The organism is Ensifer sp. MJa1, from assembly GCF_037026475.1.
Lineage (GTDB): Bacteria > Pseudomonadota > Alphaproteobacteria > Rhizobiales > Rhizobiaceae > Ensifer.
The window spans coordinates 290,533-317,148 of record NZ_JAKUMO010000003.1 but is presented as its reverse complement, the minus strand read 5'-3'; the positions used below and the strand labels follow the sequence as shown (position 1 = coordinate 317,148).

Annotated in this window: 27 protein-coding genes; 21 read left to right on the top strand and 6 right to left on the bottom strand. The window is 61.9% G+C overall.

The window, feature by feature from the left end:
* Nucleotides 1-34: 34 nt before the first annotated feature.
* From MKZ91_RS06695 to MKZ91_RS06680, 4 genes are all read left to right on the top strand, one after another.
* On the top strand, nt 35-487 hold the full coding sequence (locus MKZ91_RS06695) for an RT0821/Lpp0805 family surface protein (protein WP_336169272.1): 453 nt from the start codon (nt 35-37) through the stop codon (nt 485-487).
* A 223-nt stretch (nt 488-710) separates the two neighbouring features.
* The gene (locus tag MKZ91_RS06690) at nt 711-1,820 is read left to right on the top strand and encodes a DnaJ C-terminal domain-containing protein (protein WP_336169270.1); all 1,110 of its coding nucleotides are present in this window, start codon (nt 711-713) and stop codon (nt 1,818-1,820) included.
* A 210-nt stretch (nt 1,821-2,030) separates the two neighbouring features.
* Nucleotides 2,031-2,849, top strand: coding sequence for an enoyl-ACP reductase FabI (gene fabI, locus MKZ91_RS06685; RefSeq protein ID WP_336169268.1), 819 nt, complete (start codon nt 2,031-2,033; stop codon nt 2,847-2,849).
* 38 nt (nt 2,850-2,887) lie between these two features.
* Complete coding sequence (locus MKZ91_RS06680; RefSeq protein ID WP_336169266.1) at nt 2,888-3,472, top strand: histidine phosphatase family protein; 585 nt, start codon at nt 2,888-2,890, stop codon at nt 3,470-3,472.
* Nucleotides 3,473-3,559: 87 nt separating this feature from the next.
* Here the strand turns inward: MKZ91_RS06680 and MKZ91_RS06675 are convergent, their stop codons facing one another.
* Complete coding sequence (locus MKZ91_RS06675) at nt 3,560-3,820, bottom strand: DUF1344 domain-containing protein (protein ID WP_336169264.1); 261 nt, start codon at nt 3,818-3,820, stop codon at nt 3,560-3,562.
* Nucleotides 3,821-4,115: 295 nt separating this feature from the next.
* Here MKZ91_RS06675 and MKZ91_RS06670 point away from each other — a divergent pair, with 295 nt between their 5' ends.
* The 3 genes from MKZ91_RS06670 to ribB all read left to right on the top strand — a co-directional run bounded on the left by MKZ91_RS06670 (nt 4,116) and on the right by ribB (nt 9,647).
* Nucleotides 4,116-7,289 carry a bifunctional diguanylate cyclase/phosphodiesterase gene (locus tag MKZ91_RS06670; RefSeq protein ID WP_336169262.1) on the top strand — a complete coding sequence of 1,058 codons (3,174 nt, stop codon included), beginning with the start codon at nt 4,116-4,118 and terminating at the stop codon, nt 7,287-7,289.
* Between the two features lie 115 nt (nt 7,290-7,404).
* Complete coding sequence (aroC, locus tag MKZ91_RS06665) at nt 7,405-8,502, top strand: chorismate synthase (protein ID WP_336169260.1); 1,098 nt, start codon at nt 7,405-7,407, stop codon at nt 8,500-8,502.
* Nucleotides 8,503-8,546: 44 nt separating this feature from the next.
* Nucleotides 8,547-9,647: a 3,4-dihydroxy-2-butanone-4-phosphate synthase gene (ribB, locus tag MKZ91_RS06660; protein ID WP_336169258.1), complete on the top strand. Its 1,101-nt coding sequence runs from the start codon at nt 8,547-8,549 to the stop codon at nt 9,645-9,647.
* A gap of 149 nt (nt 9,648-9,796) precedes the next feature.
* On the opposite strand, the gene MKZ91_RS06655 is transcribed toward ribB, so the two are convergent.
* Nucleotides 9,797-10,327: an invasion associated locus B family protein gene (locus MKZ91_RS06655; RefSeq protein WP_336169409.1), complete on the bottom strand. Its 531-nt coding sequence runs from the start codon at nt 10,325-10,327 to the stop codon at nt 9,797-9,799.
* Between the two features lie 366 nt (nt 10,328-10,693).
* Between MKZ91_RS06655 and coxB the strand changes: the two genes are divergently transcribed.
* From coxB to rnhA, 13 genes are all read left to right on the top strand, one after another.
* The gene (coxB, locus tag MKZ91_RS06650; protein ID WP_336169257.1) at nt 10,694-11,575 is read left to right on the top strand and encodes a cytochrome c oxidase subunit II; all 882 of its coding nucleotides are present in this window, start codon (nt 10,694-10,696) and stop codon (nt 11,573-11,575) included.
* Between the two features lie 20 nt (nt 11,576-11,595).
* Complete coding sequence (gene ctaD / locus MKZ91_RS06645) at nt 11,596-13,284, top strand: cytochrome c oxidase subunit I (RefSeq protein WP_065776334.1); 1,689 nt, start codon at nt 11,596-11,598, stop codon at nt 13,282-13,284.
* A gap of 98 nt (nt 13,285-13,382) precedes the next feature.
* Nucleotides 13,383-14,339, top strand: a complete 957-nt coding sequence (locus tag MKZ91_RS06640; protein ID WP_336169253.1) for a heme o synthase — start codon at nt 13,383-13,385, stop codon at nt 14,337-14,339.
* Nucleotides 14,339-14,479 (top strand): hypothetical protein, encoded by a 141-nt coding sequence (locus MKZ91_RS06635; RefSeq protein ID WP_173515833.1) that lies wholly within the window; start codon nt 14,339-14,341, stop codon nt 14,477-14,479. Before MKZ91_RS06640 ends, MKZ91_RS06635 begins: the two co-directional genes overlap by 1 nt.
* Nucleotides 14,480-14,490: 11 nt before the next feature.
* Nucleotides 14,491-15,084, top strand: a complete 594-nt coding sequence (locus MKZ91_RS06630; RefSeq protein ID WP_336169250.1) for a cytochrome c oxidase assembly protein — start codon at nt 14,491-14,493, stop codon at nt 15,082-15,084.
* A 64-nt stretch (nt 15,085-15,148) separates the two neighbouring features.
* On the top strand, nt 15,149-16,027 hold the full coding sequence (locus tag MKZ91_RS06625; RefSeq protein WP_336169248.1) for a cytochrome c oxidase subunit 3: 879 nt from the start codon (nt 15,149-15,151) through the stop codon (nt 16,025-16,027).
* A gap of 100 nt (nt 16,028-16,127) precedes the next feature.
* Nucleotides 16,128-16,616 (top strand): L,D-transpeptidase family protein, encoded by a 489-nt coding sequence (locus MKZ91_RS06620; protein WP_336169246.1) that lies wholly within the window; start codon nt 16,128-16,130, stop codon nt 16,614-16,616.
* Entirely contained in the window at nt 16,613-16,996 is a 384-nt protein-coding gene (locus MKZ91_RS06615; RefSeq protein WP_034801241.1) for a DUF983 domain-containing protein, read from the top strand. Before MKZ91_RS06620 ends, MKZ91_RS06615 begins: the two co-directional genes overlap by 4 nt.
* Complete coding sequence (locus tag MKZ91_RS06610; RefSeq protein WP_336169240.1) at nt 16,965-17,732, top strand: SURF1 family protein; 768 nt, start codon at nt 16,965-16,967, stop codon at nt 17,730-17,732. Before MKZ91_RS06615 ends, MKZ91_RS06610 begins: the two co-directional genes overlap by 32 nt.
* A 54-nt stretch (nt 17,733-17,786) precedes the next feature.
* Entirely contained in the window at nt 17,787-18,152 is a 366-nt protein-coding gene (locus MKZ91_RS06605) for a DUF1304 domain-containing protein (protein WP_336169238.1), read from the top strand.
* A 3-nt stretch (nt 18,153-18,155) separates the two neighbouring features.
* A complete protein-coding gene (gene ispH, locus MKZ91_RS06600) occupies nt 18,156-19,166 on the top strand; it encodes a 4-hydroxy-3-methylbut-2-enyl diphosphate reductase (RefSeq protein WP_336169237.1) in 1,011 nt (336 codons plus the stop codon).
* Nucleotides 19,167-19,206: 40 nt separating this feature from the next.
* Nucleotides 19,207-20,187: a homoserine kinase gene (locus MKZ91_RS06595; protein ID WP_336169235.1), complete on the top strand. Its 981-nt coding sequence runs from the start codon at nt 19,207-19,209 to the stop codon at nt 20,185-20,187.
* Nucleotides 20,184-20,651 (top strand): ribonuclease HI, encoded by a 468-nt coding sequence (gene rnhA, locus MKZ91_RS06590; RefSeq protein ID WP_113537975.1) that lies wholly within the window; start codon nt 20,184-20,186, stop codon nt 20,649-20,651. The genes MKZ91_RS06595 and rnhA overlap by 4 nt, the downstream gene beginning before the upstream one ends.
* 46 nt (nt 20,652-20,697) lie before the next feature.
* Here rnhA and MKZ91_RS06585 read toward each other — a convergent pair whose 3' ends face one another.
* Entirely contained in the window at nt 20,698-21,183 is a 486-nt protein-coding gene (locus MKZ91_RS06585) for a peroxiredoxin (protein ID WP_336169230.1), read from the bottom strand.
* Between the two features lie 74 nt (nt 21,184-21,257).
* A complete protein-coding gene (locus MKZ91_RS06580; protein ID WP_336169228.1) occupies nt 21,258-22,100 on the bottom strand; it encodes a protein-disulfide reductase DsbD domain-containing protein in 843 nt (280 codons plus the stop codon).
* Nucleotides 22,101-22,265: 165 nt separating this feature from the next.
* On the opposite strand from MKZ91_RS06580, the gene MKZ91_RS06575 reads away from it, so the two are divergent.
* Complete coding sequence (locus tag MKZ91_RS06575; protein WP_336169226.1) at nt 22,266-22,874, top strand: YqgE/AlgH family protein; 609 nt, start codon at nt 22,266-22,268, stop codon at nt 22,872-22,874.
* 100 nt (nt 22,875-22,974) lie between these two features.
* Here the strand turns inward: MKZ91_RS06575 and MKZ91_RS06570 are convergent, their stop codons facing one another.
* Both MKZ91_RS06570 and MKZ91_RS06565 read right to left on the bottom strand, forming a co-directional pair.
* A complete protein-coding gene (locus tag MKZ91_RS06570; protein ID WP_336169224.1) occupies nt 22,975-25,884 on the bottom strand; it encodes an EAL domain-containing protein in 2,910 nt (969 codons plus the stop codon).
* On the bottom strand, nt 25,884-26,495 hold the full coding sequence (locus MKZ91_RS06565) for a GNAT family N-acetyltransferase (RefSeq protein WP_336169222.1): 612 nt from the start codon (nt 26,493-26,495) through the stop codon (nt 25,884-25,886). The genes MKZ91_RS06570 and MKZ91_RS06565 overlap by 1 nt, the downstream gene beginning before the upstream one ends.
* Nucleotides 26,496-26,616 lie beyond the last annotated feature (121 nt).

Below are 26,616 nucleotides of genomic sequence, written 5' to 3'. Positions count from 1 at the left end.
AACGTGCAGCTCCAGCGAGTCTGACAGGATTGCCGTGCAAGACATAGCAAAGTGGATCGTCGCCAAGAAGGGGTATTCCTTCGCCCTGCTGCGTGGCGCGGCAATTTGCCTGCCTGTCCTGGCGCTCTCCGGCTGCATGGGCTCGGGCCTTGATCTCTTTAGTGGCGGCGTCGATCGCACGGTTTCGACCGGCACCGTGCCCGTGGCCAAAACCTCCGACGGCCTCTCCGACGCGGTGATGGTTCGCGACACGGTGACATCGGCCGATCTCGGCGGTGGCGCGGTCAATCCCATTCCCTGGGCCAATGCGACGTCGGGCAGCGCCGGCGTCATCAGCACCATTCAGGAAGATCGCGCCAGCGGCATGCTGTGCCGTCGCTTCACCACGACACGTCATTCCTACGAAGGCATCGCCAAGTTCGACGGCAGCACCTGCCAGGGCGGCGATGGCGCCTGGTACCTGACGAGCTTCGGCCCGCGCCCCTGAGCAGGCGTCCCAATCCTCTGGCTGAAATCGGCGATTAACCACATTTGCGCAAAACCGCGGACGAAGAGGGCAAGAACCTTTGCCATCGACGCCGGCCGAGCCGCAGCTAACCACTATTTAGCAAGTTGTCCGGATCATCGGCGCTTGAATGGGTGGGCGAAGATGACGCCTTCAATCTTGGGGCAAATGGCGGTTATCAGGGAGAAGCCGCCGATCAGAGAAGATGGTAGAAGCCATGCGTGATCCCTATGCGATCCTCGGTGTTCGGCGCAATGCCGGTCAGGACGAAATCAAGGCGGCTTGGCGTTCGCTGGCCAAGGCCGTGCATCCGGACCACAACCAGGACGATCCGACCGCCGCCGAGCGCTTCGCCGAGGCCGGAAAGGCCTATGAACTGCTGCGCGATCCGAAGCTCAGGAGCCGCTACGACTATGCGCGTCGCGAAGCCGAGCTTCGCCGCATGGAGGCGATGAAGGCGAAGATGCGCGGGGCGCAGGAAGAGGCGCCGGTCGACGCGGAGACCGCGGAAGACGCGATCTCGCAGATTTTTGGCGCGGAGGCCCGCGCCAAGTCGGCCCGGCCTTCGCCGAAGCCTACACCAAAACCATCGCCCAAGCCGGCGCCGAAGCCGGCAGCTGCAAGGGAACAGGAGCGCCCGGCACAGCCCGCGGCCGACCCGAAGCCAGAGCCGGCTGCCGAGCCGCAGGAGGAAACTGCTGCGGCCAGGATGGAGATGCCGCTGATGCAGCGGGCCGCAGCCCCGGCCGCCGAACTTGTTGCCGCCATCGTGCGGCGCATCCGTGGGCGGGCGGCAAAAACCACGGAAAAGGTACCTGATCTTGCGATCGATCTTGCCGTCAGCATCGCAGATCTGATCGAACGCCAGCGTTTGACGGTGGAACTTCCTGACGGCGAGAGCGTCAAGGTTCAGATCCCCCCGGCCGCGATCGACGGCCAGCAGATCCGCCTGGCGGAGCAGGGGTACCGCGTCACCGGCATGACCCGCGGCGACGTCGTCGTCACGCTCCGGATCAATCAGGACGGTCCATTCCGCACCCAGGGCCTGGATTTGTTGACGACGATGCCGATCGATCTTCAAGGTGCCGTTCTTGGCTGCGAGCAGGTCATCGAAACGCCGGTCGGGCCGGCAACGGTGGTCGTGCCTGCCTGGTCCGGTTCCGACAAGATTATCCGCCTGGAGGGCCGCGGCTTGCCTGGCTCCTACGGGACGCATGGCGATCTTCTGGTCGAGCTTCGCCTGATCCTGAAGGAGATGCCGGACGACAAGGTGACCGACCTGATGCGGTCGCAGCGCGACGGATTATATTTGTGACACTCCATTTGTGACAGTTTGCTGACACACTGAAGCAATATTACGGGGACTAACAGTTCCTGATGTCGGCCGCGCTTGAACCACCCTTGCGCCTATGCCATAGGCAATTCTCGACAATTTGACGCACCCGTTCAGGTGTGTGCGTCTGCAGCATTTGTGACCATTGGCACCGGCGGCGGCCGTTGCTTGACATAGTATTGGGGACTTACCATGGCTCAGGCATCCGGTCTGATGAAGGGCAAGCGCGGCGTCATCATGGGCGTCGCAAACAACCGTTCCATCGCATGGGGCATTGCCAAGGCCATCCACGCACAGGGTGGTGAAGTCGCGTTGACCTATCAGGGCGATGCGCTGAAGAAGCGGGTCGAGCCGCTGCTGGAGGAAATCGGTGGCTTCATGGCAGGCCATTGCGATGTCAGCGACGAAGCCACTATCGACGCCGTCTTTGACACCCTGGAAAAGAAGTGGGGCAAGATCGACTTCGTCGTGCACGCCATCGGCTTCTCCGACAAGGATGAACTGACGGGCCGCTACGTCGATACGACGCCCGAGAACTTCGCCAAGACGATGCAGATCTCGGTCTATTCCTTCACCTCGGTTGCCCGTCGCGCTGAAAAGCTGATGACCGATGGCGGCTCGATGCTGACGCTGACCTATTATGGCGCCGAGAAGGTCATGCCGAACTACAACGTCATGGGTGTCGCCAAGGCAGCGCTCGAGGCGAGCGTAAAGTATCTGGCGGTCGACCTTGGCCCGAAGAACATCCGCGTCAACGCCATTTCCGCAGGCCCGATCAAGACGCTCGCAGCCTCCGGTATCGGCGATTTCCGCTATATCCTGAAGTGGAACGAGTACAACGCGCCGCTGCGCCGCACCGTCACGATCGAAGAAGTCGGCGACGTCGGCCTCTACATGCTCTCCGACCTGTCGCGCTCGGTCACCGGTGAAGTCCACCACGCCGACAGCGGCTACCATGTCGTTGGCATGAAGGCCGTGGACGCGCCCGACATCTCCGTGATCAAGGACTGACCGGAGCTGTCCGACAGACTTCTGCCCGGAGACATGTTGTGCTGATCTATGTGATCCGTCACGGACAGACCGACTGGAATGCCGAAAGCCGGCTCCAGGGGCAGAAGGACATCCCTCTCAACGATTTCGGTCGCCAGCAGGCGACCGGCAATGGCGTGGCGCTATCAGGCATTCTCGGTGCCGATGCCGCGCATTTCGACTTTGTCGCCAGCCCGCTTGGCCGCACGCGCGAGACCATGGAGCGCATAAGGCAGGCAATGGGGCTTGATCCCAGCGCTTACCGCACCGACGAGCGGCTAAAGGAAGTTTCCTTCGGCGACTGGGAAGGGCACACGCTGCCCGAACTGAAGCGCTCGTCGCCGCAGCGCATTGCCGAGCGACGCGCGGTGAAGTGGGATTTCATCCCGCCCGGTCCGGACGCCGAGAGCTACGAGATTCTGTCCTGGCGCATCGCTGCCTGGCTGAAGGATGTAACGAAACCGACCGTCTGCGTTAGCCACGGCGGCGTCATCCGGGCACTGTTCAAGCTTTTCGGGGAAATGGAAGCGGAAGAGGCTGCAACGGCGGCGATCCCTCAGGACCGCCTGTTGCGAATTTCCGGAAATGCCATCGGCTGGATCTGACGGCCGCAACAAAAGCCCAGTCCTCAACGCTCCCACAACGAACATTCCATCCGGAACGGCGCTGCGGCCTGAAGAGCGGGCTGAGACTTACTGTACGATTTCGAGGTCGTTGATGACCCGCTTTCCATCGACTTCCGTATAGAAGACCAGAACCTTCACGCCGGCCTTCAGGCCTTCGAAGTTGAATTCCTCCGGAGCCTGGTAGCTCTTGCCGTCATCGAGCTGGAGGCTGAGGCGGTCCGTGTCGACACCCGTAATGGTAGCTTCCACGTCGGCGCTTTCGGCCAGGGCGGACAAAGGCGAAAGCATGCTTGCTGTGGCCATGAGCGCGGCAATGACAAAACGCATCCTACTTGCCCTCTTCAACGATTCTGCGAATACTCTTGTCATCCCTTTGATCCCCGATTGTGGCAAAAATTGCCTTGTGATTTGGCTTTTGGCCGGCGCACCCCCGTTTTTTTGGTGGATTGGCCGACGCGGAAAGACTGGCTGGCGGCACCGTATTTTTCAAGCCGGTGCGGGCTGAAGTCGGCGAGGGGACCGACCGGTATCCCCATGAATCATAGGGTTTTCCAAGGATTTGTGACGAAAGCCAATCTTAAGACTCGCTCGCTACCTTCGGTTGGGGATTGAGGGGAAGCATGTGAAGATCATCGACGTTCTGCGCCAGCGCATTCGGGCGGCCGCCAGACTTGCGAAACCGTCGCTCATACCGGCGGCGATCGCCGGCATCGTCGTCTTCACCGGCGGCACCATCTATGAGCAGCAGAACCGCGAAAACTTCCAGAACGACCTGAAGATTGACGTCGAAAACGAACTGAACCTGATCGCCAACCGGCTGCAATCGGAGGTAAACACCAACATTGCGGCGCTGAACGGTTTTGCCAACAGCATCGGTGTGCACCCGGCGATGACGCCTGATGATTTCACCGTCATGGCGACCAAGCTGCTTCTGCAGAACCCGCAGATGGTCCGGGCGTCGGCCGCACCGGGCGGGGTGGTGCGGATCGCTTTCCCGCGCGAGAGCCAGCAGTGGTTCGTTGGCACCGATTTCAGCAAGTTCGGCGCGACACGGCATGCCGTCGAGCGCGCATCGTCGACCGTGCGCCCGGTGATGATCGGCCCCATTCGCCTGCCGAGCGGGCGAAATGGCTTCGAACTTTTCTTGCCGGTCTTCTCCAAGATCCAGGGGCGCATGGAGCGCTGGGGTTACGTCGAGGCGATGATCGACGAGAAGGCGCTCTACCGGTCGGCGCGCCTGTTGGAGGCCGGTGGAGAGATGCCGGAATTGGCCGCCGATCACCGGCACGTCGACGTTCTTCTGGCGATCCGTGACATTTCCGAGCCGGAACGCATTCAGGACGCTTTTTTCGGCGACGACGCGCTGTTTCGCAAGGCACCTGTGACCCGTCGGCTTGACCTGGCCGGGGGCGCCTGGGAGCTCGCCGCCATGCCGGTCGACGGATGGGGCCAGCTTCCGCAAAACAGCGGCAGCATCCATGTGGCAATCGCTGTGTCGGTAGCGATCGTGGTTATCCCGATCCTGCTTGCCGGCGGCCTCGTCAACGAACGGCAACGCAACATCGCCAAATTGAAGGCGCGGGAGGGCGAGCTGATGACGCTGTCGCACCGCCTGAACCTTGCGCTCGATGCATCCAAGATCGGGATCTGGGAGATCGATGTCGAGACACAGCAGCGCTCCTGGGACGACCGGATGTTCCATCTGCACGGACTTGAGGCTCACCTGGACGAGCCGACTTACGAGGAGTGGCGCGCGACGGTTCATCCCGATGATATCGGCATTGCCGCGACCGCGCTTTTCCGCAGTCTCGATGACGGGTTGGAGTATCGCTCGCAGTATCGCGTCGTTCTTGCGGACGGCACCCTGCGCCACATCCGCAACGTCGGATCGAGCCATCGCGGTGCCGATGGTCGCGCAAAAGTGACGGGCATCAGTTGGGACGTCAGCGACGATGCGCTGAAGAACGAGCGGCTGGGCACAGCCAAGGCACAGGTCGACCAGCAGAATCTCGAACTCGAGCAGGCGCTGAAGGGCCTTTACGAGCGGGAGCAGGAACTCGAGCTCCTGTCGCGCCGGCTCGATCTCGCGCTTGATTCCTATCGCTGCGGCATGTGGGAAGCGGATCTCGACAACAATGTCGCCTATTGGGACGAGCGCATGCATCAGCTCTACGGGCTGGTCTATACCGACGGCGCCACCAACGAAGAGACATGGCTTACCACGCTTCATCCGGATGACCGGCAACCGGCCCTGGAGGCCGTCAACCGCGCCATCGCGGCCGATGAAACCTATGTCCATCAGGCGCGCGTGGTGCTGGCGACGGGGAACGTCCGCCACATCCGTTCGGTGGGTAAACTCCATGTGGCGCCGGATGGCGCGCAGAAATTCGTGGGCATGGCGCTCGACGTTACCGATGACGTGCTGATGACAGAGCAGTTGCGGGCCGCCAAGGCGATGGCGGACGCCAAGAACGCCGAACTGGAACAGGCGCGGGTCCGCATCGAGCACAATGCGCTGCACGATCCGCTGACTGGGCTCGGCAATCGCCGCATGCTCGACAAGGCGCTTGAGCGCCTGACGATGGCCGCCGGCAGCGATGACATCGCCATCCTCCATATCGATCTCGACCGGTTCAAGCAGATCAACGACACGCTCGGCCATGCGGCCGGCGACGCCATGCTGATCCACGCCGCCGAGATCCTCAGGGTCAACACCTCGCCAGGCGACATCATTGCCCGCATCGGCGGTGATGAGTTCGTCGTCGCGGTCACTGGCGCGCCCGGGGAGGCGGCGCTCGCGGCGCGTTGCGACCGGATCATCGCCGCAATGCGGCAGCCGGTCGACTACAACGGCTTTCCCTGCCGCTTCGGCGTCAGCATCGGCGTGGCCATCGGGCGAGGTTCGGAAATCGACGCGCGCAAGCTGCTGGTCAATGCCGACATTGCGCTCTATCGCGCCAAGGAAGCCGGTCGGAACCGCTACCAGTTCTTCACGGAAGTGCTGCAGGCCGAAGTCGTCACCGCCAAGCGCATCGCCGACGAAATCCTCGAAGGCATCGAACGGGATGAGTTCGAGCCCTGGTATCAGCCACAGTTCGACGCCACGACGCTGGCGCTGTGCGGCGTCGAGGCCCTGGTGCGCTGGCGGCATCCGCGTGAAGGCATCCTGACGCCGGACCGTTTTCTTGGCATCGCCGATGAACTCAACGTGACGGCGATGCTCGACCGGCTCGTGCTCGAAAAGTCCCTGGCCGATCAGATGCGGTGGGCTGCTGCCGGCGTCAGGGTTCCGAAGATCTCGGTCAATGTCTCGGCCAAACGACTACAGGACGATGACCTGCTCGCCTCGCTCGAAGGCTTGAGCATCGCGCCCGGCCAGATCTGCTTCGAGCTGGTGGAATCGATCTTCCTCGACGAAAGCGACGATGTCGTCGTCGCCAATATCGACGGTATCAAGAAACTCGGCATCGACATCGAACTCGACGATTTCGGCACCGGCCATACCTCGATCGTCAGTCTGCTGAAGATCAAGCCGAAGCGGCTGAAGATCGATCGTCAGCTCGTCGTCCCGGTCCTGAGCGCACGGCGGGAACAGGCGCTGATCCGCTCGATCATCGACATTGCCCGGTCGCTCAACATCGAAACGGTCGCTGAAGGCGTGGAAACAATGGCCCATGCCGAGATGCTGGGCATTCTCGGCTGCGACGTGCTGCAGGGCTACGCCTTCTCCAAGCCGCTGAGTGCCGACAGGTTCCTTGCCTTCGCAACCGATCGCGGCCTGCGGCTCGCCTCGTGACACAAGCGCCGTCGCACGGCGTAAAAGTCTTTCCCCTTCAGCGGCTTTCCACTAAGAGAGGGCATCGACGTTGCAAAACGTACGGATGTTGCTTGCTTAAGGTCCGGTAGCCTTCATGTCGCATAACACTTTCGGTCATCTCTTCCGCGTCACCACCTGGGGCGAGAGCCACGGGCCGGCGCTTGGCTGCGTCGTCGATGGCTGCCCGCCCGGCATTCGCTTCACGCTCGCCGAGCTCCAGGGCTGGCTTGACAAGCGCAAGCCCGGCCAGTCGCGCTTCGTGACGCAGCGCCGCGAGGATGATCTCGTCAAGGTTCTCTCCGGCGTCATGTTCGACGAGGACGGCGAGACGATGATCTCGACCGGCACGCCGATCTCCATGCTGATCGAAAACACCGACCAGCGTTCGAAGGATTACTCCGAGATTGCCAAGCGGTACCGCCCCGGTCATGCCGACTATACCTATGATCTGAAGTACGGCATCCGCGATTATCGCGGTGGCGGACGTTCGTCCGCGCGCGAGACGGCGGCACGCGTGGCCGCCGGCGGCGTCGCCCGCAAGGTCGTTCCGGGCCTCGTAGTGCGCGGCGCGCTCGTCCAGATCGGCAAGCACAAGATCAACCGTGCCAACTGGGATTGGGCCGAGGTAAACAACAACCCGTTCTTCGCGCCGGATCCCGAGATCGTTCCGGTCTGGGAAGAGTATCTCGACGGTATCCGCAAGGCCGGATCCTCGATTGGCGCCGTGGTCGAGGTGGTCGCCGAAGGCGTCCCGGCCGGTATCGGCGCGCCGATCTATGCCAAGCTCGACCAGGACATTGCCTCCAACCTGATGTCGATCAACGCTGTCAAGGGCGTCGAAATCGGCAATGGTTTCGGCGCCGCCGAAATCACCGGCGAGGAAAACGCCGACGAGATGCGCATCGGCGCTGACGGCAAGCCCGTGTTCCTGTCAAACCATGCCGGTGGCATTCTCGGTGGTATCGCCACCGGTGAACCGGTGATCGCGCGTTTTGCCATCAAGCCGACCTCGTCGATCCTCACAGAGCGGCGGTCGGTCGATAGCGATGGCAACGAGGTCGACGTGCGCACCAAGGGGCGTCATGATCCGTGCGTGGGCATCCGCGCCGTGCCGATCGGCGAGGCGATGCTTGCCTGCACGATCGCCGATCACTACCTGCGTGACCGCGGCCAGACCGGCCGCCTCAAGTAATCCTGCTCCAAGTAAAGCGGCCCAGACAATTCGGGAAGAACACCATGTCCTATGATCAGAAGCGTGTCGTCGATGCCATCCGCGCTTTCGAGGCCGGCGAGATCGTCGTCGTAACCGACGACGACGGCCGCGAAAACGAAGGCGACCTGATCGTCGCGGCGGTGCACTGCACGCCGGAGAAGATGGCCTTCATCGTGCGGCATACGTCAGGCATCGTCTGCACGCCGATGCCGCGCGAAGAGGCCAAGCGGCTGAACCTCAACGCCATGGTCGCCGAGAACGATTCCGCCCATACTACGGCATTTACCGTTTCCGTCGATTTCAAGCATGGCACGACCACGGGGATTTCGGCGGATGACCGCACCCTGACGGTGCGCAATCTCGCCAATCCCAATGTCGGGCCGACCGATTTCGTCCGCCCCGGTCATATCTTCCCGCTGGTGGCGCGCGAAGGTGGCGTCCTCATGCGCTCGGGTCACACCGAAGCCGCCGTCGACCTCTGCAAGCTTGCAAGCCTGCCGCCGATCGGCGTCATCTGCGAACTTGTCAACGACGATGGCACGGTAATGCGCGGTCCGCAGGTGGCAAGCTTTGCCGAAACCCATGGCCTGAAGCAGGTGTCGGTCGCCGACCTCATCGCCTATCGCCAGCGCAAGGAAACGCTGATCGAACAGGGCGGCTCCTTCGATATCGAAACGCCCTATGGTTCGGCCAAGGGCCATTCCTATTCTCTGCCCTGGGATCCGATGCAGCACTTGGCCGTCGTCTTCGGCGACATCCGCGACGGTGTCGATATTCCGGTCCGGCTGCACCTTGAAAATGTCGGTGCCGACGTCTTCGGCAAGGACTGCCAGATCGATCGCATCATGAAGCGCATCGCCGATGAGGGCAGGGGGGTCATCGTCTACCTGCGCGAAGGATCGGTTGGGGTCGGCGTTTCGCAGACGGCCCGTAAGGGCAAGCACGAACGCGAAGGGCATGACGAGGCGCAGGCCCGCGAGAGCGAGTGGCTGGAAATCGGCCTTGGCGCCCAGATCCTCAAGGACCTCGGCATCAGTTCCATTCGGCTGCTGGCCTCGCGTGAGCGCCACTATGTCGGCCTCGAAGGCTTCGGCATCAAGATTGCGGGAACCGACATCATCTAAGGCCTCAAGGACGCTACCGTCTTGAAAGTGAAAAGCCCGGGTCTGCGATCCGGGCTTTGTCCTTTGGGCCGGCAGGTGCCAACAAAAAAGCCGCGCAAGGCACGACGCGCAAGGCGCGGCTCCTGTCGTTCCGGAGATCTCGCAGCCGATCAGGGCAGCGCGTCGTAGCCTTCGCCGAAGCCCTTGAGGTCGACCGGAATGCCGATGCCTTCTTCCGGCGACTGGAAGACGATGAAGGTTGCCGTCGCGCCGGAGCGGAAAGTCTTCAGCAATTCGTCCTCGAGCACCACTTCGGCATAGCAGCCGTCAGAGAAGCAGCGCACGAAATAGGCGCGGCCGATATCCTTGCCGTCGACATTGAGGCCGAGGCCGTTGGGCAGGAGAACGCCGAGCGGGGCCAGCACGCGCAGGATCTTCGCCTTGCGGTCGGCCGTCTTCAAGACGACAACCGAGAGGCCGACTTCCGGCCGGTCTTCGGCAATCACGTTTTGCATCAGCGCGCATTGATTGGCGGAGGCCCCCGGCGGCTGATCGCAGACGATCGACCACGCGCCATGATTGGACTTGACCGTGCCGGGCGCGCCGGCTGGCTGCTGGGCCAGGCTCTGGGCGGGCATAGCGAGGACGGCAAGGCCGAAGGCGGCGAAGGCCGACAGTCGGGAAAAGAGGGGCAGGCCCATGTAAACCTCAAAACGTCGAATCATCAGGGCTATTCTTGAAGCGCGCAGGAATAAATGAAAAGCCCTGCGGGGCACATTCCAGCGCCATATGGCGGAAATTGGGCGGGTTAAACACCCCTTCCTGTGCGTTGCCTGGCATGCAACGTGCAATCGCGCCGCTCAGGGCGCAGAAGACGCCATATAAGTCGATTCGCGACGGCTTCTAAGGGGTGCCTGTGTGAAAAGCAGCGTTTGTGCAAAAATGCCGCATAGGGTTGATTGGTCAGATGTTGCGGCATCGGACAAACTGTGGTTTGAAGCGCAGCAGTATCGCAGGGATTCTGCGTTCCGGTTTGATCCTGATCAAGCGCATTGGGGAGACACATTGTGAAAAACAAGGCTTATGCAGTTCTGGCAGCGCTTGCCTGTCTGCTTTTTGCTTCTAGCGCCTTTGCTGACAAGCCTGTCGAATGGCAGACGAATCTTCAGACGGCCGCGACGGGCATCATGGAAGAAATCACGTGGTTTGAGCATTATACCCTGTGGTTCATCATCCCGATTACTCTCTTCGTTCTCCTCCTCTTGATCATCGTCGTGGTGAAGTTCCGCGAGGGCGCCAACCCGGTTCCTTCCAAGACCAGCCACAACACCGCGATCGAAGTTGTCTGGACCGTCGGTCCGGTCATCATTCTGCTCTTCCTTGCCATTCCGTCCTTCCAGCTCCTGACCGCGCAGCTGACGCCGCCGGCCAATCCTGACCTGACGGTCAAGGCGACGGGCAATCAGTGGTACTGGTCCTATGAGTATGAAGTCGGCGAAAGCCCGCTCACCTTCGACAGCCTGCTGATGAAGGAAGAAGACCGCGCCGCCCTCGGCAAGGAAGACAAGAAGGAATATCCGCGCCTGCTCGCCGTCGACAACGAAGTCGTTGTTCCTGTCGGCAAGACGGTTCGTGTCCTCGTCACTGCCGCTGACGTGATCCACGCCTTCGCAATGCCCGCCTTCGGCGTGAAGATCGATGCCGTTCCCGGTCGCCTGAACGAAACCTGGTTCAAGGCTGATCGCGAAGGTCTCTACTACGGCCAGTGTTCCGAGCTCTGCGGTAAGGACCACGCTTACATGCCGATCGCCATCCGCGTGGTTTCGCAGGAAAAATACGACACCTGGCTCGCAGCCGCCGCTACGAACATCGGCGATGCGAACAAGGCGCTCATGGCGTCCATCGACGCGGCAAAGACCGTCGACGTCGCCGCTAACGCCGCACAGTAATCGGAAGGGGAGCTCGACCCATGGCTGGAACAGCCGTTCATCACGATCAACGCCATGATCACTCCGATCATGGCCACGCAGACCACGCGCACAAGCCGCTGAGCTTCTTCCAGCGCTGGTTCCTGTCGACCAACCACAAGGACATCGGCACGCTCTACCTGATCTTCGCGATTTTCGCGGGCATCATCGGCGGCACGCTGTCGATCTTCATGCGCGCCGAACTGCAGGAGCCGGGCATCCAGATCTTCCACGGTCTGGCGCAGATGGTTTACGGCTTCGAGGGCGACGCTGCCATCGACGGCGGCAAGCACATGTTCAACGTGTTCACGACCGCGCACGCGCTCATCATGATCTTCTTCATGGTCATGCCGGCGCTGATCGGCGGTTTTGCCAACTGGATGGTGCCGATCATGATCGGTGCGCCGGACATGGCTTTCCCGCGCATGAACAACATTTCCTTCTGGCTGATCATTCCGGCCTTCCTGCTGGTGCTGCTGTCGATGTTCGTCGAAGGCCCGGCGGGTGCGTACGGTGCAGGGGGCGGGTGGACGATCTATCCCCCATTCTCGACATCGGGCATGCCAGGGCCGGCGATGGACTTCGTCATCCTCGGCCTGCACATTGCCGGTGCGTCGTCGATCCTCGGTGCGATCAACTTCATCACCACGATCCTGAACATGCGCGCTCCGGGCATGACGCTGCACAAGATGCCGCTGTTTGCCTGGTCGGTTCTGATCACCGCCTTCCTGCTTCTGCTCTCGCTGCCGGTTCTGGCAGGCGGCATCACCATGCTGCTCACCGACCGCAACTTCGGCACGGCCTTCTTCGCACCTGAAGGCGGCGGCGACCCGATCCTGTTCCAGCACCTGTTCTGGTTCTTCGGTCACCCGGAAGTGTACATCCTGATCCTGCCGGGCTTCGGCATTGTCAGCCACATCGTCTCCACCTTCTCGCGCAAGCCGATCTTCGGTTACCTCGGCATGGCCTACGCCATGGTCGCGATCGGCGCCGTCGGCTTCATCGTGTGGGCGCACCACATGTACACCGTCGGCATGTCGCTCGACACGCAGCGCTACTTCGTCTTCGCGACGATGGTTATCGCTGTCCCGACCGGCGTTAAGATCTTCTCGTGGATCGCGACGATGTGGGGTGGCTCGATCCGCTTCACAACCCCGATGGTCTGGGCAATCGGCTTCATCTTCCTGTTCACCGTCGGTGGCGTCACGGGCGTTCAGCTCGCCAACGCCGGCCTCGACCGCTCGCTGCACGACACCTACTACGTGGTTGCTCACTTCCACTACGTTCTGTCGCTCGGCGCCGTGTTCGCGATCTTCGCTGCCTGGTACTACTGGTTCCCGAAGATGACCGGCTACATGTACTCCGAGTTCGTCGGCAAGCTGCACTTCTGGGTCATGTTCATCGGCGTGAACCTGGTCTTCTTCCCGCAGCATTTCCTCGGCCTTGCCGGTATGCCGCGCCGCTACATCGACTATCCGGATGCCTATGCCGGCTGGAACATGGTTTCGTCCTACGGCTCCTACATCGCAGCCGTCGGCGTTCTGATCTTCCTCTTCGGCGTCTTCGAAGCCTTCGCCAAGAAGCGCGTCGCAGGCGACAATCCGTGGGGCGAGGGCGCGAACACTCTGGAATGGCAGCTGTCTTCGCCGCCGCCGTTCCACCAGTGGGAACAGCTCCCGCGCATCAAGTGACTGGCAACGAACAGAAGCCGCCGGTTCCGGCGGCTTCACCCCGCCGGGAAACCGGCGACACACGGCCGTCGCGGCCGGGACGAAAGCAGGAACAGGACATGACGGTCATCGACAATCACGAAGCAGTCGGCATGGAAGGCGTGGCGCGCCTGTCCGAGGCCTCTGCGCGCGATTACTTCGAGCTCCTGAAGCCGCGTGTCATGTCCCTCGTCGTCTTCACGGCCTTTGCCGGCCTGGTGCTCGCGCCGGGCCATATCAATCCCTTCATCGGTTTCATCGCCATCCTCTGCATCGCTGTTGGCGCCGGCGCCTCCGGCGCGCTCAACATGTGGTATGACGCCGATATCGACGCGGTCATGAGCCGTACCGCCAAGCGCCCGATCCCGGCAGGCAAGATCCTGCCGCAGGAAGCGCTGGCCTTCGGGCTGACGCTGTCCGCCTTTTCCGTGATCATCCTCGGGCTCGCCGTCAATTGGCTCGCAGCCGGGTTGCTCGCCTTCACCATCTTCTTCTACGTGGTCATCTACACGATGTGGCTGAAGCGCTCGACGCCGCAGAACATCGTCATCGGCGGTGCGGCTGGTGCTTTCCCGCCGATGATCGGATGGGCCTGCGTCACCGGCGCCGTCTCGATCGAAAGCATCGTGCTGTTCCTGATCACCTTCCTGTGGACACCGGCGCATTTCTGGGCGTTGGCCCTCTTCAAGATGGGCGACTACGGCGCCGTCGGCGTGCCGATGATGCCGAACGTCTGCGGCCAGGCGACCACCAAGAAGCAGATCGTCATCTACGCCGTCTTGACCGCGCTCATCGGCATCTGTCCCACCTTGCTCGGTTTCGCGAGCATCGGTTACGGCATCTTCGCAACGGCCCTCGGCCTCGGCTTCATCTGGTACTCGATCGGCGTGCTGCGCATGCCTGAGACGGACGAGCGCATGCTGCCGGCCAAGAAGCTGTTTGCCTTCTCGATTATGTACCTGTTCGTGATCTTCTCCGCCCTGATGGCGGATCACCTGATCGTCAATATCTGGCTGAACGCCGGGAGTATTGCCTGATGGAAACCGTCAAGCTCACTGAAGCCCAGAAGAAGTCGCGCCGCGGCCGCAACATTGCGCTCGGCTTCGTCCTCTTCGGCCTCGTCGTCCTGTTCTACATCGTCACGCTGATCAAGTTCGGCAACGGCATGGTCAACTGAGGCAGGCGGGCATGACGAATTCTAAGGAAACCAGCAACAAGCCGCGCTCCAACGGCGTCGTCGTCGGCACCTGCCTCGCCTTCGTTGCCGGCATGGTCGGAATGGCCTATGCGGCGGTGCCGCTCTATGACATGTTCTGCCGCGTCACCGGCTATAACGGCACGACGCAGCGCGTCGAGCAGGCGTCCGATGTGATCCTGGACGAGAAGGTGAAGGTCACCTTCGACGCCAACACCTCGGGTGGCCTGCCCTGGGAGTTCAAGCCGGTCCAACGCGACATCGACATCCGCATCGGCGAGACCGTGCAGGTGATGTACAAGGCGAAGAACCTGTCGTCGAAGCCGACGACCGGCCAGGCGACCTTCAATGTCACGCCGATGCAGGCGGGCGCCTATTTCAACAAGGTGCAGTGCTTCTGCTTCACCGAGACGACGCTGCAGCCGGGAGAGGAGATGGAGATGCCGGTGGTATTCTTCGTCGATCCGGAGATCGTCAAGGCGGTGGAGACGAAGGACATCAAGACGCTGACGCTTTCCTACACCTTCTATCCGCGCGAACCGTCAAAGCCGGTGGCGCAGGTGAAGACGGAAGAGAACAAACTTTGACTGGAGGTCCTTTTCGGCTATGCCGGAAAGGCGACAAGAGAGAGACATATCGGGGATTACTGACATGGCCGGTGCGCATCAGAAGAATCACGACTACCACATCATCGACCCGAGCCCCTGGCCGTTGCTTGCCTCGATCGGCGCCTTCGTCATGGCGTTCGGCGGCATCTGCTACATGCGCTATCTGTCGGGCAGCTCGCTGAAGATCTTCGGCCTCGAGCTTGCCAACGTCTGGATCCTGCTCGCGGGCCTCATCATCGTGCTCTACACCATGTTCGGCTGGTGGTCGGACACGGTGAAGGAAGCCCATGAGGGTCACCACACGCGCGTCGTGTCGCTGCACCTGCGCTATGGCATGATCATGTTCATCGCTTCGGAAGTGATGTTCTTCGTCGCCTGGTTCTGGGCCTTCTTCGACGCGAGCCTGTTCCCGGGCGAAGCCATCCAGGCAACCCGCGCTACCTTCACCGGTGGTGTCTGGCCGCCGAAGGGCATCGAAGTGCTCGATCCGTGGCACCTGCCGCTCTACAACACCGTCATCCTGCTTTTGTCGGGCACGACGGTCACCTGGGCGCACCACGCGCTGCTGCACAACGACCGCAAGGGCCTGATCAACGGCCTGACGCTGACGGTGGTGCTCGGCGTGCTGTTCTCCTTCGTCCAGGGCTACGAATACGCGCACGCACCCTTCGCCTTCAAGGACTCGATCTACGGCGCCACCTTCTTCATGGCGACCGGCTTCCACGGCTTCCACGTTCTGGTCGGCACCATCTTCCTGCTCGTCTGCCTGTTCCGTGCGCTCCGCGGCGACTTCACGCCCAAGCAGCACTTCGGCTTCGAGGCAGCTGCCTGGTACTGGCACTTCGTTGACGTCGTCTGGCTGTTCCTGTTCTTCTCCATCTACATCTGGGGAAGCTGGGGCGCACCGATCGCTCACGGCTAAGTTCGCAGCATCTAGATCTTTCGAACAAGGCGGTTGCAGCCATGCAGCCGCCTTGTTCTATTGGTGGTGTGGCCGCAGAGCGGTTTGAGGAGGAACGGGAATGAGGTTGGCCTTGGTGGCGGCGGCGCTTGTGGTGTCGGGCGGTTTGCCCGCCGTGGCGGCCGATAGCGCGGACAGGGTTGTCGTGCACAAGGAGCGGCGGCTGTTGCAGTTCTTCCAAGGTGACCAGGTGATCCGTGAATACACGGTCGCGCTCGGCGGCAACCCCATCGGTCACAAGCGTCAGGAGGGCGACCAGAGGACGCCGGAGGGGCTTTATTCTCTCGACTGGCGCAATCCCGGCAGCGGTTACTACAAGTCCATCCACGTCTCCTATCCGGCTCCGGCCGATGTGTCTGCCGCTGCCGCGAACGGTGTCTCGCCGGGTGGCATGATCATGATCCATGGCCAGCCCAGTTATTTCGGCTGGCTGGCCTTTTTGACGCAGCGCTTCGATTGGACGAATGGCTGCATTGCCGTTACCAATGCCGAAATGGAAGAAATCTGGGCCCTGGTGCCCAACAGCACGCCAATCGAGATAAAGCCGTGAGTGAAGACAAGGCACATTTCCCGCCGGTTGACCCGGTGATGACCGGGATCAAGGGGCTTTGCCCGCGCTGCGGCCAGGGCAAGCTTTTCGATGGGTTTTTGAAGGTCAAGCCCGCCTGCGCAAGCTGTGATCTCGACTACAAGTTCGCCGATGCCGGCGACGGCCCTGTAGTGTTCGTGATCCTGATCGTCGGCTTCATTGTCGTCGGCGCGGCGCTTTGGGCGGAGGTCAACTTCAACCCGCCGCTCTGGCTGCATTTCATCTTGTGGATCCCGCTTGCGGTGATCTTCAGCCTCGGCCTGACGCGGATGCTCAAGGGCATCCTGATCAACTTGCAATACCGCAACAATGCGCGTCCCGGCGAGATCGACCGTGGCTGAGATCGCGACCAGCAAAAAGAGTGGCCTGATCGGCCGCATCGGCACGTTGCTTCTGCTGGTCGCGACATTTGCCATTCTCGTCTCGCTCGGTACCTGGCAGATGCAGCGGCTGTACTGGAAGGAAGGCTTGCTTTCGGCCATGGCCGAGCGCAGGTCTGCGCCACCGGCGACGCTTGCCGAGATCGAGAAGATCCTCGCTGATGGTGGCGACATCGACTACCGCACGGTTTCGGTGACCGGCGGGTTCGACCACAGCAAGGAGCGGCATTTCTTCGCGACGTTCAATGGCCGCACCGGCTACTATGTCTTCACGCCGCTGACGCTGGACGACGGCCGCTTGCTCTTCGTCAATCGCGGTTTCGTGCCGTTCGAACAGAAGGATGCCGCGACCCGGCTTGCCGGAGAACTTCGGGCCTTCGTCGGCGTTCATGGTGTTGCAAGGCCGAAGCTTGACGGAAAGCCGTCGTCTCTCGTTCCGGACAACGACCTCGCCAAGAACATCTTCTACTGGAAGGATCTCGACACGATGGCGTCTTCGGTCGGCCTTCCCGCCGACAAGGTCGTGCCGCTGTTCGTCGATGCCGATGCGACGCCCAATCCGGGCGGTCTGCCGGTTGGCGGTGTCACCCAGTTCGATCTGCCCAACAACCACCTGCAATATGCGCTGACCTGGTATGGGCTGGCAGCGGCTCTGGTGTTGATCAGCGGCATCTATGCAGTGCGGCGCGGGCGATAGCCGCGCGTTTGCCGTCATGCTAACCGTGTTTGACGAACGGCGGTGGGAGCAATTATGACGATCATTGCAAACACACTGATTGCTTTGACCGGCTTGCTGCATATCGGCTTTCTGGTGCTGGAAATGTTCCTGTGGACCGGGCCGAAGGGACGGGCCGTGTTTCGCATGACTCCGGAGCAGGCAGAAACGACGCGCGTGCTCGCCGCCAACCAGGGGCTCTACAACGGCTTCCTCGCCGCTGGCTTGTTCTGGTCGCTGCTGCAGTTGGAACCGTCCTTTGCCTTCCAGCTGAAGGTGTTCTTCCTTGTGTGCGTGGTCGTTGCCGCTATATATGGCGCGTGGTCGGTCAAGCCGCGGATCCTGTTGATCCAGGGTGGCCCGGCGATCGCGGCACTCGTTTTCCTTCTATTGGCATCCTGATCCATGGCATCTTCAGCGGCAGCAAAATCCCCGATCACCATTCGCCTCTGCGGTCCGCGCGGCTTCTGCGCCGGCGTCGACCGGGCGATCCAGATCGTCGTCCTGGCGCTGAAGGAGTTCGGCGCGCCGGTCTATGTTCGTCACGAGATCGTGCACAACCGCTACGTGGTCGAGGGGCTCGAAGCCAAGGGCGCGATCTTCGTCGAGGAACTCGACGAGATCCCGCCGGAACACCGCAAGCAGCCGGTGGTCTTTTCCGCGCACGGCGTGCCGAAATCGGTGCCTGCGGATGCGGATGCCCGCAACCTCTTCTATCTCGATGCCACCTGTCCGCTGGTCTCCAAGGTGCACAAGCAGGCGATGCGCCACCATCGCCTCGGCCGCCATGTCGTCTTGATCGGCCATGCCGGCCATCCGGAAGTGATCGGCACCATGGGACAGCTGCCGGAAGGTGCGGTCTCGCTGGTCGAGACCGTCGAGGACGCCGACGTCTACCAACCGGTCGACCCGGACAATCTCGGCTTCGTCACCCAGACGACGCTGTCGGTTGATGATACCGCCGGTGTCATCAAGCGGCTGCACGAACGCTTCCCCAACCTGACGGCGCCGGCCGCTGATTCAATCTGCTATGCCACCACCAACCGCCAGGAGGCGGTAAAGCAGGCAGCCCCCGGCTGCGATCTGTTCCTCGTCGTCGGCGCGCCGAATTCGTCCAACTCCAAGCGTCTCGTCGAAGTCGCCTTGAAGGCCGGGGCGAAGAAGTCCGTGCTGGTCCAGCGCGCGTCGGAAATCGACTGGGACGAGATTGGCGACATCTCTATCGTGGGCCTGTCGGCTGGAGCTTCGGCGCCCGAAGTGATCGTCAACGAAATCATCGAGGCGTTCCGTGAGCGCTACCAGGCAACCGTGGAACTCGCCGACACCGTCGAGGAAAACGAGAACTTCCTCGTCAACCGCGAGATCCGTCACGTGCCGCTGACCGCCGCCGACATGGCCTTCGTCAACGGCGAGTAACCCGTTTTTCTTGCCCCACATTTCTTGAGAGTGGAAATCCTTGGCAGTTTACACCGATATCACGGAAGACGACCTCTCCCGTTTTCTCACCGCCTATGACGTCGGTCAGTTGACCTCCTACAAGGGGATTGCCGAGGGCGTCGAGAACTCCAATTTCCTGCTGCACACCACCAAAGGCTCCTACATCCTCACGCTCTACGAGAAGCGCGTGAATGCCGACGACCTGCCGTTTTTCCTGGGGCTGATGCATCACCTGGCCGAGCGCGGCCTGTCGTGCCCGCTGCCGCTGCCGCGCGCTGACGGCCAACTGCTCGGCGAACTCTCCGGTCGCCCGGCCGCGGTGATCTCGTTCCTCGAGGGCATGTGGCTGAGAAAGCCGGAAGCCAAGCACTGCCACGAAGTGGGCAAGGCACTTGCTGCCATGCATGTGGCCGGTGAGGGTTTTGCGCTGAAGCGCGCCAATGCGCTTTCCGTCGGTGGCTGGCGGCCGCTCTGGGTCAACTCCGAGGCGCGCGCCGACGAGGTTCAGCTTGGCCTCAAGGACGAGATCTCGAGCGAACTCGAGCATCTCGAACGCCATTGGCCGAAATCGCTGCCGGAGGGCGTCATCCATGCCGATCTCTTCCCGGACAACGTCTTCTTCCTCGGCGACCAGCTTTCCGGCCTGATCGACTTCTATTTCGCCTGCAACGACTACCTCGCCTATGACGTTGCCGTCTGCCTCAATTCCTGGTGCTTCGAGAAGAACGGCTCCTACAACATCACCAAGGGCATGGCGATGCTTGCGGGCTATGAGAGCGTGCGCAAGCTGACGCCGGCCGAAGTCGAAGCCTTGCCGTTGCTGTGCCGCGGCTCGGCGCTGCGCTTCTTCCTGACCCGCCTCTACGACTGGCTGATGACCCCTCCAGGCGCGCTCGTCGTCAAGAAGGACCCGCTCGAATACCTGACCAAGATCCGCTTCCACCGGGCGATCTCTTCGAGCGCTGAGTACGGCCTACGCCGCGACGAGGGCCGGGCATGAAACATGTCGATATCTTCACCGATGGTGCCTGCTCGGGCAATCCGGGGCCGGGCGGATGGGGCGCGGTTCTGCGTTACGGCGAGGTGGAAAAGGAGCTCTCCGGTGGTGAGGCGGAAACGACCAACAACCGCATGGAACTGCTGGCGGCGATCTCGGCCCTCGACGCGCTGAAGAGCGCCTGCGAGGTCGACCTGCACACCGACAGCAAATACGTGATGGACGGCATCTCCAAGTGGATCCACGGCTGGAAGAAGAACGGCTGGAAGACCGCGGACAAGAAGCCGGTGAAGAACGGCGAGCTCTGGCAGCGGCTGGACGAGGCGAACCGTCGCCACAAGGTGACGTGGCACTGGGTCAAGGGCCATGCCGGACATCCGGAGAACGAGCGTGCCGACGAGCTCGCCCGCAAGGGCATGGAGCCCTACAAGAAGGGGCGCCGGTCGGACTCTCTTCTCGTGAAATGAAAAACGGGCCGATGAGGCCCGTTTCCAATTGCAGTTATGTCTGCGCTCAGAGCTGTTCGAGCATCGCCGCAGCACCGGAAACGGTCGCCTGGCCCGGGCTTTCTTCGAGATTGAGCGACTTCACCACGCCATCTTCCACCAGCATCGAATAGCGCTTCGAGCGGATGCCGAGCGTGCCGGCCGAGAGGTCGACGTCCATACCGAGCGCCTTGGTGAAGGTCGCGTTCCAGTCGGAGAGGAAGTGGATCTTGCCCATGCCGCCCGACGCGGTCGCCCAGGCGCCCATGACGTGCAGATCGTTCACCGCAACAACGGCGATGTCATCGATGCCGCGGGCGAGGATCGCGTCGCGGTTTTCGAGATAGCCGGGCAAATGGTTGAGCGAGCAGGTGGGCGTAAACGCACCGGGAACGGCAAAAAGCACCACGCGCTTGCCAGCGAAGAGCTGATCGGTGGTGATCTCCACCGGACCGTCGGCGGTCTTTTCCTTGAAGGTTGCGGCTGGCAGCTTGTCTCCGACGGCAATGGTCACGGCACTCTCCTTGCGTTGCTTGCGTCTGCATTTCTCCGCTCTCGTCGGAGAACTTGGCGGACTATAGAGGCGCCCTAATCAAAGGCAAGGGTTGTCTCCATGCTGCGATCCCGAGCGCGTATCGTGACAACGATTGGCTTGCCCTTGAGTTCCCTCTCCTTGCCGGTGAGCCGAACGGGGACCGATGCGCTGACGTCGGGGTCGTCCTTGACGACGATATCCGGCTTGCCGAAGGCGAAGCCTGTCGGTCCGGCGAGAAACAGCTCCGGCTCACCGCTGCCAGCGGGCAGCCGCATGGTGACGTGCAGCATCGCCCTGTCGGCGTCATAGCGGCTCGCCGTGACGGCGAAATCCGCGGACGGTGCTTCGGGAAGCGCGGCAATCGCGTCATTGATGCGCGCGCCATCGAGCGGATTGTCAAAGACATCCTGCTTCAACGCCAAGGTAAGCTCGCCCTGGACCGGGATGCAGATGTCCTCGCAGATCCCGAGAAACACCGAGGCGCGGATGTTGATGTCGCCGGCAGCTTGGGTCCGCTTCAAGGTGAGCGGAAAGGCGACGGAGTGGTCATAGCCGACATAGCGCACCACCCCATCGTCGAATGTCTTTGGCACCGGAAAGCCGATCTTTTCGAGAACAACGCCGCCGGCGGGATCGAGCGTCACCTGCGGTGGGATGCCGCTTGCGCCCGGTTCCCGCCAGTAGGTTTTCCAGCCGGGGTTGAGCTTGACTTCGAGCGCTGCCGGGATTGTGCCGTCCGCCTCAGGAGCGGTCGCCACCAGGCGGATCATGCCGCCGGGGGAAGTGACCCACTCACTGGTGGCTGCCTTGGCGCCGGTCGGGAGAAAAAAAGCCGAAACGAGACTTGCCGCGACGATGAGCTGGCCCATCTTCTGGAATGTGGTGCACTGGAACATGCCGAAAGCATTATCGCTTTTGCCGATGTGGCTCCAGTCGCTCCAAAGAAGTGACGATCATAATCGCTTGATCGGACACGGCGAAGTGAACGCCGTGCGTGCAATATTTGCGGACCGCGACGCTGAGGCGCTTTTCATTTCGCGGCGAATTGATAGGCTGTTCCCATGAAACCGACACCGATGCCGCAAAAGAAGCGAGAGCGGGGTTTTCTTGACGGTCAGTTCCTGATCGCCATGCCCGGGATGTTTGACGCCAATTTTGCCCGGACGGTCATCTTCATCTGTGCCCATTCCGACGATGGCGCGATGGGTTTCGTGCTCAACCGGCCGCAACAACTGACTTTTCCGGACGTGCTGCTCCACCTCGATATTCTCGATGAGGACGAGGCCATCCGGCTTCCGCCGATCACCCGAGATTTCCAGATCCAGGCGGGCGGCCCGGTCGAAACCGGACGCGGCTTCGTGCTCCATTCCGACGACTATCTGAGCGATTCCAGCATCCCCGTCAGCGACGATATCTGCCTGACGGCGACGCTCGATATCGTCCGCGCCATTTCCCGTGGCGAGGGGCCAGTCCGGGCGACCATGATGCTTGGCTATGCCGGTTGGGGTCCGGGCCAACTCGAAGCGGAGATCGCCCAGAACGGCTGGCTGACGTCGCCCGCGCGTGAAGAACTGATCTTCGACAAGTCGCTCGACGACAAATATGACCGGGCGCTGGCATTGATGGGCGTTTCGGCCGCCATGCTCTCCGTGGACGCGGGCCACGCCTGAAGGGCCCGATCTCAAACCGACACTGCTGTAAGATGCGCCTGTAGCTTTTCGCTGACGGGCGCACGTTCTTGGTGCTTTGCGGAGAGTGCGGGGGGTGGTGCTATGCCCGCTTCATCAACGGGAAGCGCTCCTTGAGCAGCCGCTGGATCGATTCCGAGCCAATCGGCGGACCAAAGAGGAAGCTCTGGCCGTAGTCGCAACCCATCTGCGACAGCTGGATGGCGTCATCTTCCGATTCGATGCCCTCGGCCACCACCTGCATGTCGAGCTCACGCGCCATGGTGATTACCGAGCGCAACAGGATGCCGCGCTTGTCGCTCGGGTCCCGCACCAGCGCCTTGTCGATCTTGATCGTGTCGAAGGGGAAGCGGGTGAGATAGGAGAGCGACGAGTGGCCGGTTCCGAAGTCGTCGAGCGCCAGCTTGAGCCCGGCCTCCTTCAGCTTCTCGAGCACGAGACGGGCCTGCTCGGGATTTTCCATCACCAGCGATTCCGTCAGCTCCATCTTCACCTTGGCCGGATCGCAATGGTTCTTGTCGAGGATGGCGCGCACGTCGTCATAAAGCTCGTTGTTGAGCAGCTGCGCACTCGAAAGGTTGATCGAGACGAAGATCGGCAGGTCGCCAGTCTGCAGCTGCCACTCGGTGAGGTCGCTGGTCGCCTTGTCGAAGGCGAACATTCCGAGCTGGTTGATGAGGTCGGAATTCTCGGCGATCGGGATGAATTCGGTCGGCGAAACATTGCCGCGCTTGGGGTGATCCCAGCGCATCAGCGCCTCGAAGCCGGCAATTTCCGCATCGTTCAGCCGCACGATCGGCTGGTAGACGAGGGAAAGTTCCTTGCGCTCGATCGCCTTCTTGAGATCGGCTTCAAGCTGCAACCGGTCCGATCCCGATGTACGGAAGGCTGGCCGGAAAGGTTCGACGCGATTGCCGCCTTCCTTCTTGGCGCGGAACATGGCGAGTTCGGCATCGTCAAGGAGGCCAGCGGCGCTCTGTTCCTGGTCGAGCCAGGAGACGAGGCCGATCGACGCCGTCAGGTTGATTTCGCGGTTGCCGTAGTTGAGTGGCACCATGATCGCCTTGCTCACCGCGTCGGCGAAATCGGCGACCTTGGCCGGATCGCGCTCCGACATCAGGATCAGCCCGAACTGGTCGCCGCCGAGTCGGGCGAGCGTGTCCTGGGGCCGCAGGATCCGGCGCAGGCGGCGCGTGAGCGCAATGAGGATGTTGTCGCCGGCGGCAATGCCCAGGAGATCGTTGACCTGTTTGTAGCGATCGATGTCGATCGCAAGCACCGTCGGGCGAACGGAATTGCTGCCGTCGGCCATGAGCAGGATCGCCTGCAGCCGGTCGAGGAACACCTGTCGGTTCGGAAGACCCGTCAGGTTGTCGAGCAGCGCATTGTGCAACAGGCGCTCGACGGAATTGCGCTGTTCGGTGATGTCGATGATCGTGCCGACGCAGCGGATGATTTCGCCGTTGGCGCCGAGAACCGGCCGGGCGCGGATGGCGAGCCAGTGATAGTGGCCATCCTCGGCGCGCACCCGGAATTCATGGTTGAGCTTTCCGCGGCGTCGCTCGAGCAGAACGTCGAGCGTCGCGCGGAAGCGGTCGCGATCATCAGGATGCAGGCGCGGCAACCAGTTGCGCAATGGGCCGTGCATGCTGCCAAGCGACAGCCCGAGCTGCGTCGAGATATCCGGGATCGTCACCACCCGGTCGCGCGCCACATCCCAGTCCCAGACGGTGTCGCCCGAGCCGGTGAGGGCGAGCGATTGGCGCTCAAGATCGGAAAACAATCCCTGCTGGTAGCCGCTGCCGGCAACCGCATGCTGCATCACGGTGAAGCCGATCAAAAGCACGATCAGCACGAGACCGCCGCCAAGCGCCGGCTGGACGATGTCGTTGGCAAGCTGGCCGGTTACCGTCAGCCATGCTCCGAACAGCCAGACCAGAATGAGCAGCCAGGCAGGCACAAGCAGGATGGCCCGGTCATAGCGATTGAAGCCGAGATAGGCGATCAGCACGATCCCGACGGTCGCCGTCAGTGCAAAGGACAGGCGCGCGATGCCGGACGCGATCGCCGGATCATAGACGGCGACGCCGAAGAGCAGGCCAAGGCCGAGGATCCAGGCGAGCGTCGCATAGCCGAGATGCTGGTGCCAGCGGTTGAGATTGAGATAGGTGAACAGGAAGATCACGAGGCCCGCCGCCAGGAAGACCTCGGTGCCCGCTCGCCATATTCGCTCGTCGCCGGCGGTCACGCTGATCAGTTTCGACAGGAAGCCGAAGTCGACGCAGATATAGGCAAGAACCGCCCAGGCAAGGGCTGCCGTGGCTGGCAGCATCGAGGTGCCCTTGACGACGAACAGGATCGTCAGGAACACGGCGAGCAGACCGGCAATGCCAAGCACGATGCCACGGTAGAGCGTAAAGGCGTTGACCGTGTCCTTGTAGGAATCCGGCTCCCAGAGGTAGATCTGCGGCAGTTCAGGCGTTGCGAGTTCGGCGACGAAGGTGATGATGACGCCGGGCGCCAGCGTGATGCGGAAAACGTCGGCCTCGTCGCTCGGCTCGCGGCTGAGCGCGAAGCCTTCACTTGGCGTGATCGATAGGATGCGCTTGGAGCCGAGGTCCGGCCAGAAGAGCTTGGAATTCACCAACCGAAAATGCGGCGCGACGATCACGCGGTCGAGCGGTTCGGCAGAAACGTTGGCAAGCGCGAACACAGCCCAATCGCCCTGATGGTCCTCGCTGCTGGAGCGCACTTCGATACGCCGCACGATCCCGTCCGTGCCCGGTGCGGTCGAGACCTGGAACGCTTCATTTCGGCCGCTGTAGATTTCCGTCGTTGCCGTCAGGTCGAGCGCCGTGTCCTCGCGCGAGATCTTCACCGGTTCAAGCGCCTGAGCCGATCCGCCAAGCGCGCATAGGAACGTCATGAAGGTGATCAGAAACGCTGCCAGCTTCGAGGCTGACCATGCGAAGGGCGAGCGGACTAGGGGCATCAAAGGGGCATATTCCTGTTCGGTAGGGCATCGTCGGACAGGAGAGAAAAGAGCACGTGGTCCCGCCACTGGCCGTTGATTCTCAAGTACTGTCTTAAGTAGCCTTCACGCTCAAAACCGGCCTTTTCAAGGAGCCGGATGCTTCTTGAGTTGTCCGGAATACAGGCTGCTTCAATACGGTGCAACTCAAGGGTCGAAAAGATGTAGGGGATCGCGAGCTTCAGGGCTGCATACATATGCCCGCGCCCGGCGTGCCGCTCGCCCATCCAGTAACCGATCATGCAGTTCTGCCCGGCGCCGCGGCGAATGTGACCGATCGTCAGGCCGCCAAGCAGCGTCTCGCCTGGCTTGTGGAAAAGGAAGAGCGGCACGGCCTGGCCGGAGGCATATTCCTGCTCGTTGCGGATGACCCGGCTTCGAAAGGCGCCTTCGGTCATTTCATCGGCGCGCCAGGTCGGCTCCCACGGTTCCAGGAAGGTCCGGCTTTCGCTGCGCAGCTGGTACCACTGACGATAATCGGCGTATCGGGGCAGGCGCAACAGGTAGTTCTGATCGGCGATCTCGATCGTCTCCGGCTGCCGCGACAGGAACCGAAAAACCGATCGTGTCATTGCTGCCTCCGAGGCCGTCCAGTTGCGCGCGCGACGTTTGACCATACGCCCGACAGCGCGCCCTCGCGCCGTCACAAACCGAAACGTTGCACAACTTTGCGCGCAAATCGAATCCGATTTT

Excerpts from the sequence above, each read along its gene's own strand:
- MKZ91_RS06570 (WP_336169224.1), bottom strand. The coding sequence starts at position 25,884 with ATGCCCCTAGTCCGCTCGCCCTTCGCATGGTCAGCCTCGAAGCTGGCA.
- MKZ91_RS06655 (WP_336169409.1), bottom strand. The coding sequence starts at position 10,327 with ATGGGCCTGCCCCTCTTTTCCCGACTGTCGGCCTTCGCCGCCTTCGGC.
- fabI (WP_336169268.1), top strand. The coding sequence starts at position 2,031 with ATGGCTCAGGCATCCGGTCTGATGAAGGGCAAGCGCGGCGTCATCATG.
- MKZ91_RS06625 (WP_336169248.1), top strand. The coding sequence starts at position 15,149 with ATGGCCGGTGCGCATCAGAAGAATCACGACTACCACATCATCGACCCG.
- rnhA (WP_113537975.1), top strand. The coding sequence starts at position 20,184 with ATGAAACATGTCGATATCTTCACCGATGGTGCCTGCTCGGGCAATCCG.
- MKZ91_RS06580 (WP_336169228.1), bottom strand. The coding sequence starts at position 22,100 with ATGTTCCAGTGCACCACATTCCAGAAGATGGGCCAGCTCATCGTCGCG.
- ctaD (WP_065776334.1), top strand. The coding sequence starts at position 11,596 with ATGGCTGGAACAGCCGTTCATCACGATCAACGCCATGATCACTCCGAT.
- MKZ91_RS06630 (WP_336169250.1), top strand. The coding sequence starts at position 14,491 with ATGACGAATTCTAAGGAAACCAGCAACAAGCCGCGCTCCAACGGCGTC.
- MKZ91_RS06565 (WP_336169222.1), bottom strand. The coding sequence starts at position 26,495 with ATGACACGATCGGTTTTTCGGTTCCTGTCGCGGCAGCCGGAGACGATC.
- ribB (WP_336169258.1), top strand. The coding sequence starts at position 8,547 with ATGTCCTATGATCAGAAGCGTGTCGTCGATGCCATCCGCGCTTTCGAG.
- MKZ91_RS06640 (WP_336169253.1), top strand. The coding sequence starts at position 13,383 with ATGACGGTCATCGACAATCACGAAGCAGTCGGCATGGAAGGCGTGGCG.
- ispH (WP_336169237.1), top strand. The coding sequence starts at position 18,156 with ATGGCATCTTCAGCGGCAGCAAAATCCCCGATCACCATTCGCCTCTGC.
- MKZ91_RS06675 (WP_336169264.1), bottom strand. The coding sequence starts at position 3,820 with ATGCGTTTTGTCATTGCCGCGCTCATGGCCACAGCAAGCATGCTTTCG.
- MKZ91_RS06610 (WP_336169240.1), top strand. The coding sequence starts at position 16,965 with ATGCGCGTCCCGGCGAGATCGACCGTGGCTGAGATCGCGACCAGCAAA.
- aroC (WP_336169260.1), top strand. The coding sequence starts at position 7,405 with ATGTCGCATAACACTTTCGGTCATCTCTTCCGCGTCACCACCTGGGGC.
- MKZ91_RS06605 (WP_336169238.1), top strand. The coding sequence starts at position 17,787 with ATGACGATCATTGCAAACACACTGATTGCTTTGACCGGCTTGCTGCAT.
- MKZ91_RS06690 (WP_336169270.1), top strand. The coding sequence starts at position 711 with ATGGTAGAAGCCATGCGTGATCCCTATGCGATCCTCGGTGTTCGGCGC.
- MKZ91_RS06620 (WP_336169246.1), top strand. The coding sequence starts at position 16,128 with ATGAGGTTGGCCTTGGTGGCGGCGGCGCTTGTGGTGTCGGGCGGTTTG.
- MKZ91_RS06575 (WP_336169226.1), top strand. The coding sequence starts at position 22,266 with ATGAAACCGACACCGATGCCGCAAAAGAAGCGAGAGCGGGGTTTTCTT.
- MKZ91_RS06635 (WP_173515833.1), top strand. The coding sequence starts at position 14,339 with ATGGAAACCGTCAAGCTCACTGAAGCCCAGAAGAAGTCGCGCCGCGGC.